The 20,499-nt window shown below is 71.0% G+C and carries 8 protein-coding genes and 3 pseudogenes; 10 read left to right on the top strand and 1 reads right to left on the bottom strand.

Features of this window, described 5'->3' with window-relative positions:
- From OO54_RS27485 to OO54_RS27445, 10 genes and pseudogenes are all read left to right on the top strand, one after another.
- Positions 1–769, top strand: a 769-nt coding sequence (locus OO54_RS27485) for a sigma factor-like helix-turn-helix DNA-binding protein (protein ID WP_106970111.1), incomplete at its 5' end; no start/stop codon positions are given.
- Positions 770–1,274: 505 nt separating this feature from the next.
- Complete coding sequence (locus OO54_RS27480) at positions 1,275–1,817, top strand: hypothetical protein (RefSeq protein WP_051787225.1); 543 nt, start codon at positions 1,275–1,277, stop codon at positions 1,815–1,817.
- 245 nt (positions 1,818–2,062) lie between these two features.
- Positions 2,063–2,606: pseudogene (locus tag OO54_RS44015) on the top strand (transposase).
- A 74-nt stretch (positions 2,607–2,680) separates the two neighbouring features.
- A complete protein-coding gene (locus tag OO54_RS27470) occupies positions 2,681–3,112 on the top strand; it encodes a hypothetical protein (protein WP_033207516.1) in 432 nt (143 codons plus the stop codon).
- A 63-nt stretch (positions 3,113–3,175) separates the two neighbouring features.
- Positions 3,176–3,411: pseudogene (locus tag OO54_RS27465) on the top strand (IS110 family transposase); the annotation flags it as partial.
- Between the two features lie 66 nt (positions 3,412–3,477).
- Positions 3,478–3,897, top strand: coding sequence for a hypothetical protein (locus tag OO54_RS44010; protein WP_234439512.1), 420 nt, complete (start codon positions 3,478–3,480; stop codon positions 3,895–3,897).
- Positions 3,898–3,917: 20 nt separating this feature from the next.
- Positions 3,918–4,314, top strand: a pseudogene (locus tag OO54_RS44005) (helix-turn-helix domain-containing protein); the annotation flags it as partial.
- Between the two features lie 234 nt (positions 4,315–4,548).
- Positions 4,549–6,300: a lysyl oxidase family protein gene (locus tag OO54_RS27455; RefSeq protein WP_033207507.1), complete on the top strand. Its 1,752-nt coding sequence runs from the start codon at positions 4,549–4,551 to the stop codon at positions 6,298–6,300.
- 179 nt (positions 6,301–6,479) lie between these two features.
- Positions 6,480–7,037 carry a GNAT family N-acetyltransferase gene (locus tag OO54_RS27450; protein WP_051787228.1) on the top strand — a complete coding sequence of 186 codons (558 nt, stop codon included), beginning with the start codon at positions 6,480–6,482 and terminating at the stop codon, positions 7,035–7,037.
- A gap of 419 nt (positions 7,038–7,456) precedes the next feature.
- The gene (locus OO54_RS27445; RefSeq protein WP_051787224.1) at positions 7,457–9,124 is read left to right on the top strand and encodes a M4 family metallopeptidase; all 1,668 of its coding nucleotides are present in this window, start codon (positions 7,457–7,459) and stop codon (positions 9,122–9,124) included.
- A gap of 123 nt (positions 9,125–9,247) precedes the next feature.
- Here the strand turns inward: OO54_RS27445 and OO54_RS27440 are convergent, their stop codons facing one another.
- Entirely contained in the window at positions 9,248–20,494 is an 11,247-nt protein-coding gene (locus tag OO54_RS27440) for a hybrid non-ribosomal peptide synthetase/type I polyketide synthase (RefSeq protein WP_078905370.1), read from the bottom strand.
- Positions 20,495–20,499 lie beyond the last annotated feature (5 nt).

Below are 20,499 nucleotides of genomic sequence, written 5' to 3'. Positions count from 1 at the left end.
GCCGAAACAGCACCCACAACTCGTCCGGCACCAACCGCTCAACCAGATCCGTCATGCACGGAACAACGAGCGATCACGCCATAAGAAACGATGTCTAAGCCTCGATCTCCTCCGCTCGGGCCGCACACGCCCGACGGTCGCCCTCGACGACCACCTACCCGAATCCACCGTCACGTTCAACGACGAGTCGACTCCGGAAGAACTCGTGGCACTCGGCGACTCGGTGGGCCTGGCGCTGCTCACGGTCCTGGACGCCCTACACCCCGACGAGCGCCTGGCGTTCGTGCTCCACGACGTCTTCGCCGTGCCCCACGGAGAGATCGCCGGCATCCTCGGCAAGTCCACCGATGCGACCAAGATGCTCACCAGCCGCGCCCGCCGGAAAGCGCAGGGAGCCAGGCAATCGGCGGGCGACCGACAGAAGCAACGCGAGGTGGTCGGGGCATTCCTGGACGCCGCCCGCGAAGGCCGGTTCGAGCGACTGCTGGAAGTACTCCACCCCGAGGTGGAGTTCACCGTCCACACCCCCGGCGGACGCTTCGTGACCATCGGCTCCACCGAGGTCGCGGGCCGCGCCCGCGTGGCCGGCGGCGCGGCACATGGGCACCCGGCGACCGTCAACGGACGGCCCGGTGTCATCGCCTGGAACAAGGACGGCACTCCGCTTTCCGTGCTCGCCTTTACCGTCGCCGACGGCCGCATCACCGAGATCACCGCTGTGGTCGACCCGGCCCGACTCGCCCTCATGGGCCTGCCGGACCCGGTGTGACCCTGCACCGGCGATGGCTGGCCACCTCCGATGAAGGTATGCGCCGGTCGGGCTTGCCGGGGCGACCATCCTTGTCCCCGAGGGCCCAGACATCGAGGTTGCCTGCGGGAGGGGCGTCGTGGGGTACGGGCGGCGGGGGATCCCGGCGTCCGCACCTGTGTTCCACGCCGTTTCCTTACACCGTGACACCTGTGGCACCGCGCCGATCGCGTCCAGCTACGACGTTCCACGAGATTGCGCCGGCTTGGACGCGCCGACGCGACCCCTGATCGGACCGAACGTCAAGGACGAGCTCATCAGGGTCCGCGCCTTCGATCTGGACACCGCTCACTGGGTGTAGGAAGAGCCGTCCGCCGGGGCCCGGTTCAGGCAAGTCGAAGGAGTGACGGAAGGCGTGACGGACCGAAGGTCAGGCCTCCAGCGCCGAGGATAAGCTCACCCAGATCGTCAGGCGGTCCCCAGAGGCCGGCGTCAGCATCGACGCGCCTACGACCAGGAGGGAACCTTGAGCGGCGACGCGTATCGAGAGGTACCAGGCGACGATTTGAGCACGTGGACACGTGACCAGCTGCAGAGGTTCATCCACGACACCAACGGCCGCCAACTCGAGACGGCGCGCGTCGCCGCGCAGGGTCAGGCCTACAAGTCCAGCCACTCCGACGAAGCCCGTCGCCAGTGGGCGAAACTATCGCTGCTCGCGAACCGGCGCATGCTCGACAACGCTGAACCGCACTCTTCCATGCGGGTGGCTCGGCAGGACTTCGCGCTCCGCATGTGGGTGATCGACCGGCTCGGCCCCGACGACACCGACCCCGACTGGAGTCCCGAGGCGCTGGCGTCCGACACGCTCGGCGCACTGACTCTTACGCTCACACAGGCCGACAGGCCGGCCGAAGGCTGGCGAGACCGTCCCATCGAGCAGATCCGTGAGCTGCGGTGGCACAAGAACCTGACGGCCCATCTGGACCGGCTGGTCGGTTACCTGGAACCCGGCCCGCTCCGTCAGCGAATCGTCGCCTGGTCCGCGACCCGACTGCGCCTGCCCTGACCTCAACCGAAGTGCTGCGAAGCGGAGTTCTGAGAAGCCGACTTCTGCCACTCCAAGGAACGGTCGAATCGCCGAAGGCGGCATCGTGATCGGCGAAGCAGTAACGGCCGCTTCGGGTTCTCGATCGAAGCAACCGGCGGACAAGGCGTAGAGGTCCCAACAGAAGTTGTTGATCATGTCGGCTGTCGGCTGTCGGCTGGTTGCTCGTTGGTTCGTTCGCGGGGAAGAGGAACTCCCGGCCGTGGATCGTCTCGGACGGACTGTGGCCGCTGATCGAGCCGTTGTTGCCGGTTCCGGCGCCGAAGTCGGTGACGGGACGGCCGCGGGTTCCCGACCGGCAGGCTCTGCGCGGGATTCTGTTCGTGCTGCACACCGGCATCCAGTGGGGAGTGCCTGCCCCAGGAGCTCGGCTTCGGCTCAGGCATGACGTGCCGACGCCGGCTTGCCGCCTGGAACGAGGTTGGTGTCCGGGACCAGCTCCACCTGGTCGGCCGGCCCAGGTGACGACCGGACACGCTGCCGGCCGACCGTGGCTATCACCACGACAAATACCGCCGTCTCGTCTGGGGCCAGGGCGTCGAACCGGTCATCGCCCGCCGCGGCGTCCCGCACGGCTTCGGACTCGGCGTCCACCGCTGGGTCGTCGAGCGAACGATCGCCTGGCTTCACGGCTTCCGACGCCTACGGATCCGCTGGGAACGACGCGACGACATCCACGAAGCCTTCCTCGGCCTCGCCACCTGCCTCATCACCCACCGACACGTCCAACGCCTCTGCCCAGGCCCTTGATCCTCAATCCGATCGACAACTCAGCGCATCCTCGGCAACGATGCAGTGCCCTCGAACCTTCACCAGGAGCATCCGTGTCGTCCAGGACCGCAGACATCGACTTCACCTTCACCCGCGAGCTCACGGTCCGCACGACCATCGGGGCCCTGGCCACCACAGGGTGGGCGCTGGAGGAGCCGCTCTCGTACATGGTGAACGACGACGACCTGTACGACTGGCAGTCCACGACCCGCGAACACACGCGGGACGTCGTCGCCGTCCTGGACGCACCCAGGCATGCGAAGCACCACGTGGCCGTCTGCATCTACCACGAGGAAGCGAGCACAGGCGGTCAGCTCCTGTTCTTTCCCGGCCGTCTGACCTGCAGCTTCATCCCGACCATCAACCGGCGGCGTCTACCCGACTCGGTCGACTTCACCGACCTGAGCTGGTACCTGCACACACTCGTACCGCCCCTTCTGGCGGTCGGGCTGAAAAGCTACGAGGCATGCGACATCGGCCACTGAAGCCGTCCGCTTGATCAACCCTCAATCCATGCGCAGTGTTTGTCAGGCAGGGCCGCTCTCGTCGCGCACGTCATCGCCGACCAGGCCTGCATGCGCCGCGACCTGCAACTGATCGGGCCCGGCGACGAAGCCATCATCGAGCTTCGTCTGCTCACCGGCCGCCGCGCCGACCTGCTCTGCGACCGAGCCCGAGCCGCAAACGCCTCCGCGGCCTCCTGACCGGCATCTTCCCCGCATTCGAGCGTGCCCTCGACCTGGACCACCATGGGCCCCTGGTTCTCCTCACTGGCCACCGGACAATCGACGAGAGCCGACTTTTCGAGGAGGATCCCATCGGCATGGTCCGATGACGCTGAGGAGCCCCTGTGATCACGCAAGGAGTGCGGCTCACAGGCCGGTGTGATGCCTGCGGAGGCACCACGACCTGCGATGTCGGCCAGTTCTTCGACAACGGCATGCTCTGCTGGGGCACCGAAGGGCGATGCGTGGACTGCCCGAATGCGTGGTGCGAGCAAGACAGCGGCCCCGTTACGCCCGAGAACATTCGACAAGCTCTACTGCAAGCGCACGGAGCGGCGCGGCTTCGCCTGTCCGGAGGCGTCCATAACCTCGTTCCTGTGCTGCAGGCCCTCCGCAATGCGCGAGAACTGTCCCTGGGCGAAGCACGAGCTCAGGCTGCGGAACTCGCCGAGCCCGGTCTCGTCGGCACGCTCGTCGAGACGGAGATCCTGGCGGTTCACCTTCGGAGACGAGCCATCGCGGTGAGCATTGAACCAGCGGCGTAACGTCGGTCGAGCAACCCCCGCTGCGGCTTGACACAGGCATTGAGAAGTCTGGATGGCCCCGGTGCACCGGGCTGAGCCCTCGTGCCTTCGGGAAGCGGGTGACCGTGTTGCGGCGCGAGGGTGCGGATGTGGTCCGCAAGGGCCGACCGTGGAGCCTCCCACCGGAGAACCGGGCCCTGTTGGTGGCCGCACACCGGCACACGAACCGGACCATGCGTCGGCTCGCCCCGCTGTTCGGGGTGTCCGAGTCTGCGGCGGACCGAATTATCGACCGCATCGGACCGAAGCTCGCGCTCCAGCCCTGTCAGCGTTTCGCCAGCGCCAGCGCCAGCGCCAGCGCCAGCGCCAGCGCCAGCGCCAGCGCCAGCGCCGCCGCTCATCGTGGACCGGACCCTGGTGCCCACACGGGACCTCACCTGTCTCACGCCGCCCGAGGCCCATCGGCGACAGGGCCGCGCGTCTCCCCCCAAGTGGGCGAATTCCGGCCAACATCCTGACGACTTCGGCTCTTCGGACAACCCGGTGCGCGGTCCCTTCCTCTCACCCTGCGGGCGCGGGAAGTGCCTGGCGCAGCGCACGGGTGGACGACAGTCCCGTCCCGTCGGACCGCGGCCCGTTTTCTTCGCACAGCACACGGAGGACGAGGGAACGATGACCACCACGCGCAATACCCGGCTGCGGCGTCCGCTGCTTGTCGGCACCACGGCTGTTGCGGCCATGGCCGTGACGGTCGGCTTCATGGCCGTCACGCCGGAGCAGGCGAAGGCAGCGACGGGACCGAAGTTGAGTCTTATCGCGGCGACCGACTCGGTCACGCTCACCTCGTGGAAGGAGGATCCGGGGGTCTACCTGGATCTGGGGACGTACCTGACCGCGGAGGGGACGCCGCTGGAGCTGAAGGTGACCCGGAAGTCGTACAAGGACCCGGTGGTCATCACGCAGACGGTGTACGAGGCCGGCAAGCCCAAGGTGAAGACGCTCCCCGCGGGCACGGTGAAGGACTTCTCCGGGCTGCCGGGGTTCGCGGAGATCACCCTCACCGACAAGGACGGCAAGCAGGTCGCCAGCCGTACGGAGGGCTTCTGCCCGAACAACGCCAGCGGACGGGTCAGGCCCGACGCGCCCTCCACGTCGAAGTACCCGGAGAGCTGCCCCACGAACGCGTTCACCCTCGGCTCGGTGTGGGGGGTCGAGAAGGGGTGGGCCGCCAACACGTACGGCGGTTCCTACACGCAGCCGGTGAAGCTCGCCGCCGGCACGTACACGGCCAAGGTCAGGGTCGCGAAGAAGTACCGGGACCTGTTCGGGATCGCTGACAAGCCCGCGACGGTGAAGGTCACCGTCCAGGAGCGCAGCTGGGAGGAAGGCGCCGGCACTCCCGCGGCCCGGTCGAGCAGCGCCGGAGCGCACGCCGGGCACGGCGCCGCTCACCAGGCCCCGGCCGGCCACGCCGGGCATGGGCCGGGGCACAACCCGAGTCCCTCCCAGCTCGCCGCGCCCGAGACCAGCGGTGCCGGCCCCTCGTACAACGTGGGCCACGGGCCGCTGAAGGCGGCGCCTCCGGCCCTGCCGTGGGCGCTGAAGAAGCAGCAGGCCGCGCGCGCCGACATGCAGGCCGGTGACAACACCGGGCAGACCGACGGCTCGCGCCAGGCACCCGCCCTCGCGCCGCAGTCCAAGCGGCCCACCGGAACGCCCTCCGTGCCCAACGTCCCCAAGCCCGACCTGCGGTCGCTGCCGGCCTACGGCATCACCATCAGCGACGGCGGCCAGAACATCCCCGGCAAGGACTACCTGGCCTTCAGCGCCAACGTGTGGAACGCCGGCCCGGCCCAGCTCGTCGTCGACGGCTTCCGCTCGCCCGGCAAGGCCAAGATGGACGCCTACCAGTACTTCTACGACGCCAACGGCAAGCAGGTCGGCTACACCCCGACCGGCACCATGGAGTGGGACCCCCGCCCCGGCCACGTGCACTGGCACTTCACCGACTTCGCCAGCTACCGCCTCCTGAAGGCCGACAAGAAGGAAGCGGTACGCAGCGGCAAGGAAGCCTTCTGCCTGGCCAACACCGACGCCGTCGATTACACGGTGAAGAACGCCAACTGGCACCCGTTCAACACCGACCTGGCCACCGCCTGCGGCCAGGAGAACTCCATCTCCGTCCGCGAGGTCCTCGACGTCGGCTCCGGTGACACCTACACCCAGGACCTGCCGGGACAGTCCTTCGACATCACCGACATCCCCAACGGCACCTACTACATCCAGGTGCTGGCCAACCCCGCCAAGCGCCTCAAGGAAACCAACCTCGACAACAACAGCGCCCTGCGCAAGGTCGTCCTCGGCGGCACTCCCGGCCGACGCACCGTGACCGTCCCCGCGCACGACCTCGTCAACGCGAACTGACCACCCACCGCCCATCACCCACTGCCCATTACCCACCACCCACCGTCCGTGCCGGCCACACTGAGCCGGTACGGACGGCCCGGGCCGTTCCTAGTACGACCGAGCCAGACCAGCAGGCCGGCTCCGGGAGGGCTTGCTGGCTCTGGAGTTCGGTGCTCTGGCACGGCAGAATCGGGCGCATGCCCAGCCGACATGAGATCGTTCTGCCGCCCAGCATTCGGTTGTCAGGAGACGGGGTACTGCTGAGGGAGTGGACCGAGACCGACCTGTCGGCGTTGGTCGAGGTCTATGACGACCCCGAGATCGACCGGTGGACTCCGGTGCCCTCTCCGTTCGACTCCACAGCGGCGGGTGCGTACCTCGCCAGGGCACACGAAGGCCGCGAAGAAGGCCGCAAGACGGCGCAGTTGGCCATCACGACCGACGGCGAGGAGCCGCGTGGCGAGATCCTCCTCTTTCGCTGCGCGGTCGACCCGCGCGACGTCGAGCTCGCTTACGGCATCGGCAGCCGGTATCGGCGGCAGGGCCTGGCCTCACGAGCCGTCAGGCTGGCGGCTGACTACGCCCGTCGTCAGCTGAGCGCGAGGCGAGTGCTGCTGCGCATCGAACCGGAGAACTCCCCGAGCGTGGCTGTCGCCCGCGCCACCGGTTTTCAGCTCACCGACGACAAACCCGTCACACGTGAGGCCAAGGGCCGCCAGGTGACGTTGCTGACCTGGTGCCATCAGGACGGCTGAGCAGATCTCCCTTCGTCTGAGTGCAGGGACACCCCGTCCTGCCGAGGCCGATGCCAGGGAGGCCCGGCTACTCCGCGCGCCTGTGCGGATGATCCCGATGATCTGGCCCCCGGTGTCGGCGAGGCTCCGAGCCCACCCCGCAGCGTCGGACGCTGTCGCGGCCGGCGAGTCCACGGCGCGCAGGGGCCTCCTTTCACGCGTGTTGCGGACTCTTGTGCCATCCGTTTCGGCGCGTATCAGGGCCTTGTCCTTCCCGTGAAGCGGTGGGCGGCAAATCCGGCATGAGTGGTCGAACCTGCCTTTGTGGCACGTGACATGTGCGCGACGGGCTGCGAATGTCCCTGCTCAGCAAGGCAATCCACCTTGCACGGGTGGGCGGCGATCCCGTCCAACTCCCCACGACTCTCTGGAGAAAGTACATGTTCTCGCTTCCCCTCACCGGCGGTGGGGCCCGTCGCCTCGCCCTCACGTCCGGCGCCGTCGTCCTGACCGGCTCGCTGCTCGCCACAGGCGCCGCCAGCGCGTCAGCGGGCGCGGCTCCGGAGCGGCAGGCCGGCGCCACCGTCGCGGCGACGGCTCAGGCGCTCGGCCTGGACGCAAAGGAGCAGCTGGTCGTCAAGGACACCGTCAAGGACGCCGACGGTACGGTCCACACGCGCTACGAGCGCACCTACGCGGGCCTTCCGGTCCTCGGCGGCGACCTGATCGTTCACCGTGGCGCCGACGGAGCCGTCCAGGAGGTCACGAAGGCGGTCGAGACCACCATCAAGGTCGCCTCGCTGACCCCGAAGCTGACGCCGACCGCCGCCAAGTCCGCCGCGGTCAAGGCCGCCAAGGCGGCGAAGACCACGGGTGCCACCACCGACGAAGCCCCGCGCAAGGTCGTCTGGGCCGTCGACGGGAAGCCCGTCCTCGCCTACGAGACCGTCGTCAGCGGCACCCAGGAAGACGGCGTCACCCCGAGCCTGCTGCGCGTCGTCACCGACGCCGACACCGGAAAGAAGCTGTACGAGCAGCAGCTGATCAACGACATAGCCGGTGGCATGACGGCCGAGGGCGGCTCCGCGGCCGGCAAGCCGGGCAGCCCTCAGGCGGGTGCGGTCGGCACCGGCACCAGCCAGTACAGCGGTACCGTCAGCCTCAACAGCACCACGTCGTCGAAGGGCTTCAGCCTCGTCGACAGCGTGCGTGGTGGATCCAGCACCGTCGACCTCCAGCACCGCACGGGCGGCAAGGGCGTCGTGTTCACCGACGCGGACAACGTCTGGGGTGACGGCACTCCCGGCCACAACCAGACCGCTGCCGTGGACGCCGCCTACGGTGCCGCGCAGACCTGGGACTTCTACAAGAACGTCCTGCACCGCAACGGCATCAAGGACGACGGCCGGGCCCCCGTCTCCCGCGTCCACTACGGCAACGCCTACCAGAACGCCTACTGGGACGACCAGGCCTTCGCCATCACCTACGGCGACGGCGCGAACAACCAGCACCCGCTGACCCAGCTCGACGTGGCCGGCCACGAGTTCAGCCACGGCGTGACCTCCGCCACCGCGGGTCTGCAGTACTCCGGGGAGTCCGGCGGCCTGAACGAGGCCACCTCCGACATCTTCGGCACCGCGGTCGAGTGGAACGCGAACAACCCCCAGGACAAGGGCGACTACCTGCTCGGCGAGAAGATCGACATCTTCGGCAACGGCAAGCCGCTGCGCTACCAGGACCGGCCGAGCAAGGACGGCCGCGGCTCGGCGGACTACTGGAGCGCCGCCGTCGGCAACCTCGACGTGCACTACTCCTCCGGCGTCGCCAACCACTTCTTCTACCTGCTGGCCGAGGGCAGCGGCGCCAAGGACATCAACGGCGTGCACTACGACAGCCCGACCGTGGACGGCTCCACGGTCACCGGCATCGGCCGCGACAAGGCGGTGCAGATCTGGTACAAGGCGCTGACCTCGTACTTCACCTCCACCACGGACTACCACGGTGCCCGCGAGGGAACCCTCAAGGCGGCCGCCGACCTCTACGGCGCGAACAGCGCCGAGGCCGACGCCGTGGACGCCGCCTGGACGGCGGTGAACGTCCAGGGCTGACCACCGAGGGGGTGAACGAGGCTGCGCAAGAGGCGGTGTCCGGTCATCCGGGCACCGCCTCCGCGCGTCCCGCTGCCTTCGCGCCCCGGCGGCGGTCGCCGCCGGGGCTGGGACGGGCACCGATCAGCGTGCTGCGGCTGCCGACTCCGGCTCGGGATCCGACCCCGGATCCGGCTCCGGCTCCGGGTCCAGGGCCGGCTCCGGTGCCGGTGCCGGGGCCGAGCCCGCAGCGTCACCCAGGCTTCGCAGCGTGCATTCGGGGTTCCGTACAGCCGCGTCCAGGAGCGCGGCGAAGGACGCGCCCCAGCTCTCCACGGTCGAGGCGGTGAACAGGTCTGTGGAGTACTCGAAGGTGACGGTGAGCGTGTTGTTCATGGACTCCACGACGACGTAGAGCTCGTTGCGGGCCACTTCGCTGGTGGGGAGACCCCGAACCGTCGTCGACACCGACGGCATGTCGAGCACGGGTGGGGGAGTGGTGACCACGGTGAACAGCACGGTGGGGAACAGCGCCTCCGGTCCTTGGTCGGAGACCAGACGGACGACATCCGTCAGCGGTAGGTCCTGGTGGTCCAGCGCGGTGAACAAGGTCGCGCCGAGGCGCCGGACCAGACCGGCGAAGGGTTCCTCGCCGTCGATCCGGGCCCGCAGCAGGACCGAGTCGCCCACGAGGCCCACTACGTCTGCGCGCTCCGGCTGTGTGCGGTTCGCGCTGGACACCGGGATCACGATGTCGCCCAGGGTGCCGACGAGCCCTGACAGCCAGGTCGAGAAGGCCGCCGCCAGCACGCTGTACGGGGTCACGCCGAGCCGGGCGGCCGTCGCTGCGACCGCGAGGGAGGTGGCATCGTCGAGGGGCAGGGAGTGCAGGTCGCCTCGGCCCGACAGAACCGCCGGCCGCGGCCTGTCGTACGGGAGGGCGGGGCGCAGGGGTACGCCGTCGAGCTCGGCTCGCCAGAACCGTTCGAGCTCCGCCCGGCGGCCGTCGTCCAGTGTGTGCTCGGCGCGGGCGAAGTCGGTGAACTGGGCGGCCGGCGCCGGAAGCCCGGCCTCGACACCCGTCCGCCGCGCGTTGTAGAGCTCCGCCAGCTCGTGCCAGATGATCCCCATGGACCAGCCGTCGCAGATCGCGTGGTGCAGGACGGTGACCAGCACCCAGCGGTCCGCGCCGAGGCGGGCCAGGCGAAAACGGAAGAGGGGAGCGCGGTCCAGCGCGATGATCTCGGCTGCCTGCTCCTGGCACCACGAGTCGACGTACGCGTGGGGGGTGTCGGGCCCCGGTACCGCGGGCAGGTCCGTGATCGGCAGTTCCACGGGAACCTCGTCCAGGATCTCGACGACATGCAGCCCGTCCTCGCGCACCACACCGTGGCTGCGCAGTGCGTGGTGGCGCCCCACCAGGTCCCGCAGAGCCCCGGCCAGGGCTGTGGTGTCCAGGTCGCCGCTCAGATCGATGCGGTGGGCGACGTTGTAGACGCTCGGGTCGGAGTGAGTGTGGTGACGCAGCCACAGCCGGCGCAGGGTGGAGGGCATGGGTGCGCTGTCCACCACGCGGCCGCGGCCGTCGGCGGGGTGCGCAGGGGCGGCGGCCGCGCAGCGGGCCGCGACGCCCCGGACGGTCGACTCCAGGAAGAAGTCGGCCATGGACACGGGCACGTCCACCAGTTCCCGCATGCGGTTCAGCAGCCGGATGGCGCTCAGCGAGTGGCCACCGAGCTGGAAGAAGGACACGTTCACGGGCACCTGTGGCACATCAAGCACCTCGCACCACAGGTCGTGCAGGGATTGCTCCAGTGCGGTGGCGGGCCGGGCGGTGTCCTCCCGCTCACTCACCTCCGCCGGGGGCTCGGGCAGGGCAGCGCGATCCAGCTTGCCGGAGGAGTTCACCGGCAGCCGCTCCAGGAACACCCACCGACGCGGCACCAGATGGTCGGGGACCATGGAGGCCAGGGCGGTGCGGAGGGTGTCGGGACCGATGGCGGGGTCGGCGGGGACCACGTAGGCGACGATCTCCGTCTCGCCGTGTCGGTCGAGGCGCGGTACGACGGCGGTGGACCGGACTCCGGGCAGCGCGGTCAGCGCCGCCTGGATTTCACCGGGCTCGACTCGGTAGCCCCGGATCTTGACCTGGTCGTCGGCTCGCCCGCAGTACTGGAGGGTGCCGTCCGTGCGCCAGCGGCCGAGGTCGCCCGTGCGGTACAGCAGGCCGGGCACTCCGGCTTGCGCACCGTCGAGGAAGGCGGTGGCGGTCTCTTCGGGACGACCGTGGTAGCCGAGTGCCACGGGAACACCGCCCACATGGATCTCACCGACGGCCCCCGCCGGGACCTTGCGCCCGGCCGTGTCGAGCAGCAGGACGCGCGCGCCCGGCACCGGTGTGCCGATCGGCGGCCACTGCTCGCCCTCGGGGTCGACCCGGTGAGAGGTCGTGATCACCGAAGTCTCCGTGGGCCCGTACTGGTTGTACAGGGCGCACGCGGGGTGCGCCGCGAAGAAGCGGCGGAAGGCGGCGGTGAGCTGGAGCGCTTCGCCCGCCGAGTACAGCTCGCGCAGAGTGGGAAGTTCCGGCCCGGTCTCCATCAGGTACTTCAGCGGAGTGCAGGGCATGAACAGGCGCTCCACGCCGTGGCGGCGCACCGCCTCGGCGACGGCTGCCGGGTCGTGCCGTACCGCGTCGTCGATGAGGACGAGGGCTGCGCCTGAGGCCAGCGTGGTGAAGATCTCCTGGACGCTCACGTCGAAGGAGGGCGAGGTCCATTGCAGCGTGCGCAGCGCGGGATGTTCTTCCAGGTGGCTCAGGACGAGGTTCACCGGGCCGCGATGGGGCACGAGTACGCCCTTGGGCCGGCCGGTCGAACCGGAGGTGTGGATGCAGTACGCGGGATCCTCGGGACCCACATCACCATGAGGCGCCTCTTCCGTGAGATCGTCCGGAGGGCCGTCTGCGCTGTCGTCCGCCGTCTCGGCGGCGTCCATGAGGAATACGGGCAGGTGCTTCCCGAGCTGCTCGTGTGCGGCCGGCACGGTGTGGTCGGTCAGCAGCAGGACCGGGGCACCGTCGTCGAGAAGACCGGCCAGCCGAACCGTCGGCACCGCCGGGTCGAGGGGCAGATAGGCAGCCCCGCTCTTGAGTACGCCCAGGAGCGCGGTGATCAATCGTGAACCGCGCGGCAGGAGCACCGCCACGCGTTCCCCGCGAGCCGAGCCTCGCGTGCGCAGCTCCCGGGCGAGCCGGTTCGCACGGCGGTCCAGCTCCCCGTACGTCACCTGCTCCTCGCCGTGGATCAGAGCGACGGCGTCCGGGGTGCGCAGCGCCTGCCGCTCGAAAAGACCGTGCAGCGTGTCCGACACCGCGGGCAGCGGCTCGTCGAGGCGCCCGAGACGGTCCTGGTTCGCACGGTCGGTGCCGGTGAGCGCGGTCAGTTCGCCGAGAGGCGCGCCGGGAGTGTCGAGCGCGCCCCGCAGCACGTGCTCCACGTACTCCACGAAGCGGTGCACGGTGTCCGGGTCGAACAGGACCGAGTCGTACTCGACCATGAAGCGGACGCCGTCACGGTGGTGTGTCAGATAGACGCTCAGATCGAACGGGGCGCGGGCGCTCGGCACGTCGAGCAGCTCGGCCGTCAGCCGCGGCGGGTCGAAGTCCACGTCGGAGGCGTGCTCGAACTCGACCATGACGTCGAAGAGCGGGTTGCGGCCGGGGCTGCGCTCCGGAGCGAGGGCGGCCACCAGCTCGTCGAAGGGCACGTCACGGTGTTCGTACGCCGCCATGCTCGTGGCGCGCACCCGGCCGAGGAGGGAGCTGAAGTCCGGGTCGCCGGTGAGATCGAGGCGGAGCGGCACGGTGTCGAGGAAGACGCCCACGTGGTCCTCGGTGCCGGGCTGCCGGGCGGAGACCGCGGTGCCCACGACCACGTCGCTCTGGCCGCTGAACCGGCCGAGCACTGTGCCGATCGCGCTGGTCAGCACCATGAAGAGGGTGGCGCGGTGGCTCGCTGCGAACGAGCGCAGCCGGCCGGTGAGTTCGGCGTCCAGGGCATGGGTGAGGCCGGCCCCGACGCCCGACCTGACCGCCGGTCGGGGCCGGTCGGTGGGCAGGGAAAGCTCCTGGGCTCCGTCCAGTGCTCCGCGCCAGAAGTCCAGCGAGGCGGCGCGGTCGCCGGCGACGGGGCGTGGTGACGCGGGCAGGGCGGACAGCGGAGAAAGGGCCGGATCGCCCTGCGCGCCCGCGCGGTAGAACGCGGCCAGGTCGCGGACGAGCACGGCCGTGGAGGAGGAGTCGAAGACGATGTGATGGGCCATGAGGAACAGGAGGTGTCGCTCCTCGGACAGCCGCAGCAGCCGCGCCGTGACCAGGGGGCCGTGGGCCAGGTCGAGCGGCTGCCGTCCCGCGTCCAGCAGAACGGCCCGCAGGGCCTCCTCCTCCGTCTCGCCGGAGTGGTCGTCGACGGGGAGATCCATCAGCCCCGCTTCCCGCACCTCCTGGTAGGGCACCCCTTGGCGGTCGCCGAGCACCGTGCGCAGGGCCGGGTGGCGCTCCGCGACCCGGTGCAGCGCGGTCCGCAGCGCCCCCACGTCCAGTGGTCCGTCGAGCCGGACGGCCTTGGGCTCGTTGTACATGGTGGTGCCGGGGTGCAGCTGTTCCACGAACCAGATGCGGCGCTGCGCCGGGGTGAGCGGAGTCCGTGCCGGAGCGGCTGCAGGCCGCCGTTCGGCGTGCTTCTCGGACGGCTGGGGGAGCCCGGCCGGTCCGGCGGTGTCGGCCGAGGACTCTGCCGGCGATACGGGCCGGGTACGGCGCCGGACGCGGTCGAGGACGGGCAAGGCGGCCAGGACCTTCTCCTTGGCCACACCGAAGTCCACGAAGCAGGCGATCTCGTCGGCCCCGGCGTCCACCAGGCGCCGCACCGTGGCGGCGGCGGTGTGCTCGTCGCCGATCAGGGCGCGGGAGTCGCAGTAGCGCTCGTAGGCGCGCCCGAGGAGGAAGTCGACGTCGTCGTCGGTGGAGTTCGCCAGGTCGACCTGGACGCCGAGGCTGTTGGTCACCTGGTCGAACAGGGACAGCGAGGACCGCAGGTACGAGATGAAGGGCCGGTACGCCTCGGTCCGCGCGCGCTCGGCGTCCTCGTCCAGGTAGGTGTGCACGAGCACCACGACCCGGCCGGCCGCGGGGTCGAGTCCGTGCTCGGCACGCGTACGCCGGTACAGCGCGATGTTCTCGGCCAGCTGCTCGACGGTCTGCGCCATCAGGTTGGTGACCACGCCCAGGCCTTCGGCGGCCGCCCGGCGGTAGCTGTCCGGGTTGCCCACCACGGCGACGTACAAGGGCAGTCGTTCCTGGACGGGGCTCGGGTGCAGCCGGATCTCGACGGGCTTCCCGTCGCCGCCGGTGGTCTCCAGTGGCTGTCCCGACCACAGCTGCCGTACGGTACGCAGCTGCTCGTACATCACCTCGCGGTGCCGGCCGAAGTGGTGCGGGGCGAGCGTGAAGTCGGTGGCGTGCCAGCCGCTCGCCACGCACAGGCCCGCCCGGCCGCCGGAGATGTTGTCGACGACCGACCACTCCTCGGCCACCCGGATGGGGTTGTGCAGCGGCAGCACGACGGAGCCCGCGTTCAGCCGGATGCGGCTCGTGCGCGCCGCGAGTGCGGCGGCGAGAACGGAGGGGTTGGGGAAGAGCGCTCCGAAGGAGTCGAAGTGCCGCTCCGGGAACCACAGGGAGTGGAACCCGTTGCGGTCGGCGAACTCCGACGACTCCATGATCAGCGCGTACTTGTCGTGCGCGGCCTCCTCGGGGTAGTCCCCGAAGAAGTAGAGGCTGAAGTCGCAGCCGGGGGAGGGGGCGGCGAGCTGGTCCGGCGTGCGGACCGACCTGGGTGTCGGGGTCGGTGTCGATGCCCAACCCGGGGCCACGGCCGCCTGCGTGGGGACGCGAGCCTCCGGTGCCGGTGCCGGTGCTGGTGCTGGTGCTGATGTCGGCGTCGGCGGCGGTGTCGATGCCTGTGCCTGTGTCGGCGGCGTCGCGGGCCCGGGCACGGGCGAGCCCGCGAGCAGGGCGAGCTGCCCGCTGATCATCCCACCGACCTGGTCCAGGAGCTGCCGAGCCACCCCGAGCTGCTGCCCGAACAGGTCGTACAGCTCGCCTGACACCCGAGGAACAGGGGAGGCCTGAGCTGCCGCCAGTTCCGTGACCTGCGCGGCGACCGGGAAGCCCACGGGGGCCTCCGCAGGGGCTTCCGCCACGGGGGCTTCCGCCCACGGCTCGCCGACCCCCAGCTCCGCCAGCCGTTCGGCCAGCCGGCGCGGAGTGTCCGCGGTGTCGAACAGCTCGCGCACCGGGACGCGTACGCCGTACTGCTGGTCCAGCTCAGCCGTCAGCCCCATCAGGGACAGGGAGTCCGCGCCCAGCTCGAAGAACGAGCTGTCGGGCAACACCAAGGCCGGCTCGTGGCCCAACTTGCGGGCGGTCAGCGCGCACACGGAGCTGAGGAGTCCGTCCGGCGCCGGGCCGGCCACGGGTGCGGGGGAACACTGGGTCGATGTCATGGACACCTCGGGAGGTAGAGGCGGCTCAGGTACGGGGGAGGGACCGGGCCGCGCCGGACGCCGCGGCGTCCGGTCGACGGGGTCGCCGTACGGCATGGGGCGCCGCCGCAGCGGATGGCTCGGCAGCGGGATCCGGCTCCCCTGGGGAGCGAGCGCACGCCAGTCCAGGTCGGCACCCCTGCGGTACAGGGTGCCGAGTGAGGTGAGCAGGCCGTGCACCTGGCGTTCAGGCGCGTCGCCCGCGCCCTGCCCGGGTACCCAGCGGCTCGCCGGGACGCAGTGCCGGCCGACACCGGTGAGGGTGGCGCCGGCCCCGATCTCCACGAAGTCGGTACAGCCCCGCGCGGCGACCGCGGCCATGGCCAGGTCGAACCGGACCGGCTGCCGGGCGTGACGGAAGAGGTGGTCCGCGTCGGCGACCCACCCGGGCGCGCGCACCTCGCCGTCGACCGTGGTCACCAGCGGGATCTCCAGCGGGCGGAACACCGCCTTCTCCGCGTGGCGCCGGAACTCCTCCAGCATCGGTTCCATCGAGGGGGAGTGGAACGCCCGGTCCACGGGCAGAGCCTTCCACCGCATCCCCTCGGCATCGAGCAGTCCGGCGGTCCGTGCCAGCACCTCGGACGCACCGGCGAGCACGGTCGCCCGGGGCCCGTTGACCGCGGCCACCACGGCGCCGGTGGTCCGGGCCACCCGCTCGGCGGTCGCCTCGTCGGTCCGGACGGCGAGCATGCCGCCCGGCGGGCACTCCGTCTGCATCAGGTGTCCACGCGCCGCTGTGAGCCGCAGACCGTCCTCCAGGGACAGACCACCAGCCGCGTACAGCGCCGCGTACTCGCCGACGCTGTGGCCGAGGAGCAGGGCGGGACGGACACCGGCGGCACGCCAGACGTCGGCGAGCGCTGCCTGGTGGGCGAAGAGGGCTGCCTGGGCCGTCTCCGTGGGCCAGACCGTGTCGCCCGCACCGTCCTCGCCGTCCGCGGGATCCACCTGGTCGACGAGCAGCGGCAGCAGGTCGCCTCCCCACTCGTCCGCGAAGAGCCGCGCGCACCGGTCGAGCGTGCGCCGGGCCGCCGGGTACGCCCGGTACAGGCCCACGGCCATGCCGCGGCGCGCGCTGCCCTGCCCGGAGAAGGCGAAGGCGACCGGCCCGAGCGGGGCGGCGGGCGCGGCCGGCGGTTCGCCGAGGGACTGCGCCAGCTCCTCCGCGTCCCGACCGACGGCCGTGGTGCGCGCGCCCCGGTGCGGCCGTCCCAGCGCCAGGGTGAGCGCCACGTCCTCGGCCCGCTCCTCGGGGTGCCGTCGCAGGTGGTCGCGCAGCCGTCCTGCGTACTCCGGCAGTGCTTCGGCGTCGCGGGCGGACACGGGGACCAGCACGGGAAGGAGGGCGGACCCAGCGGCAGGCCCGGACCCGGGCCTCACGGCTGCCGCGTACTCCTCCAGCACGACGTGCGCGTTGGTGCCACCGACACCGAGCGCGCTGACACCGGCCCTGCGCGGCACGCCGTCCGGGACCGTCCACGGCCGCAACTCGGTGGCCAGGGTCAGTGGACCGCCCGCCAGCTCCAGCTCGGGGTTGGGGCGGCTCAGGTGCAGCGTGGGCACCAGGGTGCGGTGTCGCAGCATGAGCACCGTCTTGATCAGCCCGGCCATGCCGGCACAGCTGTCGAGGTGCCCGATGGCCGGCTTCACCGAGCCGACCGCACAGAATCCCGTACGCCGGGTGGACTCGCCGAGGGCGCGGCCGAGCGCCCGCAGTTCCACCGGATCGCCGAGCCGGGTACCGGTGCCGTGCGCCTCGACGTACGAGATCGTCTCCGCGGGCACGTCCGCCCTGCGGAGGGCCTGGCGCACGACCTCGGCCTGACCCGCAACGCCGGGCGCGCTGAAACCGACCTTGTCGGCGCCGTCGTTGTTGACGGCCGAGCCCAGGATCACGGCGTGCACGGTGTCGCCGTCGGCGAGGGCTCGGTCGAGCCGCTTGAGCAGGACGGCGGCCACGCCGTTGCCGCCCACGGTGCCGTCGGCCGCCGCGTCGAAGGCCCGCAGGCGCCCGGTCGGCGACAGGATCGACCCCGGCTCGCTGACGTAACCCGACTCCTGCGGCAGATGGACGGCCGCGGCTCCCGCCAACGCCAGGTCCGTCTCACCGCTCAGTAGCGCCTGGACCGCGAGGTGCACGGCGACCAGCGACGTGGAGCAGGCGGTCTGCACACCGATGGCGGGACCCGTCAGCCCGAGGCGGTACGCGACGCGGGTGGCGAGGAAGTCCGGCTGCCGGCCGACAGCCCGCTGGATGCCGAGCCCCGGCTCCGCCCCGCCGCCCGGCTGCCCCGGACCTCCCGCCGACTCCTGCTGGTGGTCGTAAAGGTTCATGCCGGAGCCCGCGAACACGCCGACGCGTGTGCCGGGAGAGGTCGACTCGTAGCCGCCGCTCTCCAGCGCCTGGTGGCAGCACTCCAGGAAGAGGCGGTGCGCCGGGTGAGTGAGGCCTGCTTCCTTGGGACTGATGCCGAAGAAGTCCGGGTCGAACCCGTCGACGCCGTCGAGGACACCGCCCACGGGTACGTGCCCGGGCAGGCGTTCCTGCCCTGCCGCCGCGAGCTCCGAGTCGCCGAAGACCCGGATGCTGTCCACACCGTCGCGAAGATTCGCCCAGAACGCCTCCGGCGAGTCCGCGCCCGGGAACCGCAGCGACATCCCGATGACGGCGATCCGCCGCTCGGCGTCGTCCGCGGAACCGTCCGCGGAACCGTCGGCGGGATCGTCGGCGGGGTCGGGGTCCGGGGCGGCGGTCTCGGGAGGGCCCTCCACGGCAGGGACGGACTCCGCGAGGTGAGCGGCGAGCGCAGCGGCTGTGGGGTGCTCGAAGAGGGCCGCCTGGGCGATGCCGACACCGAGCCGCTCAGCCAGCCGGGCGCGCAGCTGCACGAGGCGCACCGAGGTCAGGCCCAGCTCGTAGAACGGGACGTCCGTGTCCACCGCCGAGCCTTCGAGCAGGGCACCCAGTTCCTCCCGCACCGCGCGTGCCACCGTGTCGGCGAAGGCGGTGGAGGGCAGGGAAGCCGTGGCCGCCGTCCCCGCTTCGGGAGCGGCCGTCGATTCGTCGAGGGCCCCGGCGATGAGCCGGTCGCGCAGCTCCGCGCGGCGGATCTTCCCGGCCGGCGTTCGGGGGAACTCCCCGACCGGTACGGGCAGGACGTGGGTCGCGGTCAGCCGGAGCCGGGTGAACACCGCGGCACGGATCGCGGCCGCGATCCGTACGTCCTCGTGGGCACCGCGGCTGACGAAGAGGACGGCCAGTTCGTCGGTGCCCCGTTCGCGGTCCGGGACACCGCAGGCGGCCACCTCGCCCCGGCGTACTCCGTCGACGGTGGCGGCGGCCTCCTCCACCTCGTGGCACTGGACGTTGTGGCCGTTGATGATGACGAGGTCCTTGCGGCGGCCGGTGATCACGACTTGCCCCTCGGCGAGGAACGCCAGGTCACCGGTGTCGAGCCAGTCCCGGCCCGCCGGGTAGGCCGCCGCGTCCGCCTCCGGGTTGTTGACGTAGCCGGGTGTCAGGCGCGTGGCCGAGTGCACCTGGAGCCGACCGATCCTGCCGTCGGGCACGAGGACGTCGTGGTCGTCGACGACGCGCAGGGTGACGCCGTGCGCGGGCGCGCCCGCCGCGACGAAGGTGACGCAGTCCTCCTCCGGTGTCCCCGGACCGGCCGGCTCCGGGTCACCGCTCAGGCTGCTCTTCAGCAGGCGGTGCACCGTGCCCGGCCGGTCGAGCCGCCCGTACGTGACCCCCGTGACCGTTTCGGCCATGCCCCATGCCGGAACGATGTGACTCTCTCGTATCCCGTACGGGGCCGTTGCGTCGAGGAAGCGCTCCATCACGGGCAGGATGATCTGCTCGCCTCCGGACACCACCGTCTTCAGGCCGCTCAGGTCCCAGCGCCGCGCCGCGGAGTCCTCGGGCCGGCGGGCGAGCGCGTCCACGACGAGCTGGTAGGCGAAGGTCGGAGCCCAGCCGTGCCGCGCGCCGTGCTCGTCCATGAGGTCGAGCCAGCGCAGCGGGTCGGCCAGCACGTACTCGGTCGGCGCGTGCACGTTGGTGGAGCCGGTGAAGACCGCGAGCAGGTGGTACAGGAGGAAGGCGCCGCTGTGGTCGACCGGAAGCCAGTTGACCATGGTGTCGTCCGGGCGCACGTCCAGGACTCGGCGGCTGCTCGCCGCGAAGTCCGCGAGCCCGGCGTGCGTCAAGCGCGCGGCCTTGGGCACCCCCGTGCTGCCGGACGAGAGCATCAGCAGGGCGGTGTCGGATCCGTCCGGCTCGAAGTGGCCCTCGGCGGGCGCCGCGGACATGCCGTCCCGCGCGAGTACCGTGCGCAGCGAGGGCGCGGCCCGCGCGAGCTCCGCCGCGCCGGCCTCGTCCGTGAGCACCAGAGGCCCGTCCAGCAGTTCGTGCGCCTGGAGCAGCCGGTCCAGGGCCGGGGAACCGGCCAAGGGGCGCTCCGCAAGGGCCGTGGGGAGTACGCCGCCGAGCTGGCACGCCCAGAAGGCGGGGAAGAACTCGGCCAGCGGAAGCCCGCACAGCAGGACCGTGTCGCCGCGGCGCACCCCGTGCTCCCGCAGCGCGGTAAGCGAACGCCGTGCCTCGTCGAGGAGTTCCGCGTACGACCGGCGGGACGTCCGACCATCGGAATCGAGCGTGATCACGGCCCCTGGGGCGGACTGGGCGGCGCGCAGCAATGCCTGTACGGCGTCGCGCGGATCGTCCTCCGTCCTCTCGAGTTCGGGTCCGCGACAGAGTGCTTGTCCCGGTGGGCGTTTCATGTGCT

It is taken from the genome of Streptomyces wedmorensis, assembly GCF_000716445.1.
GTDB classification, from domain to species: Bacteria; Actinomycetota; Actinomycetes; order Streptomycetales; family Streptomycetaceae; genus Streptomyces; species Streptomyces wedmorensis.
Note: the sequence above shows the minus strand (reverse complement) of the source record. Positions and strands in the feature narration are given on the sequence as shown.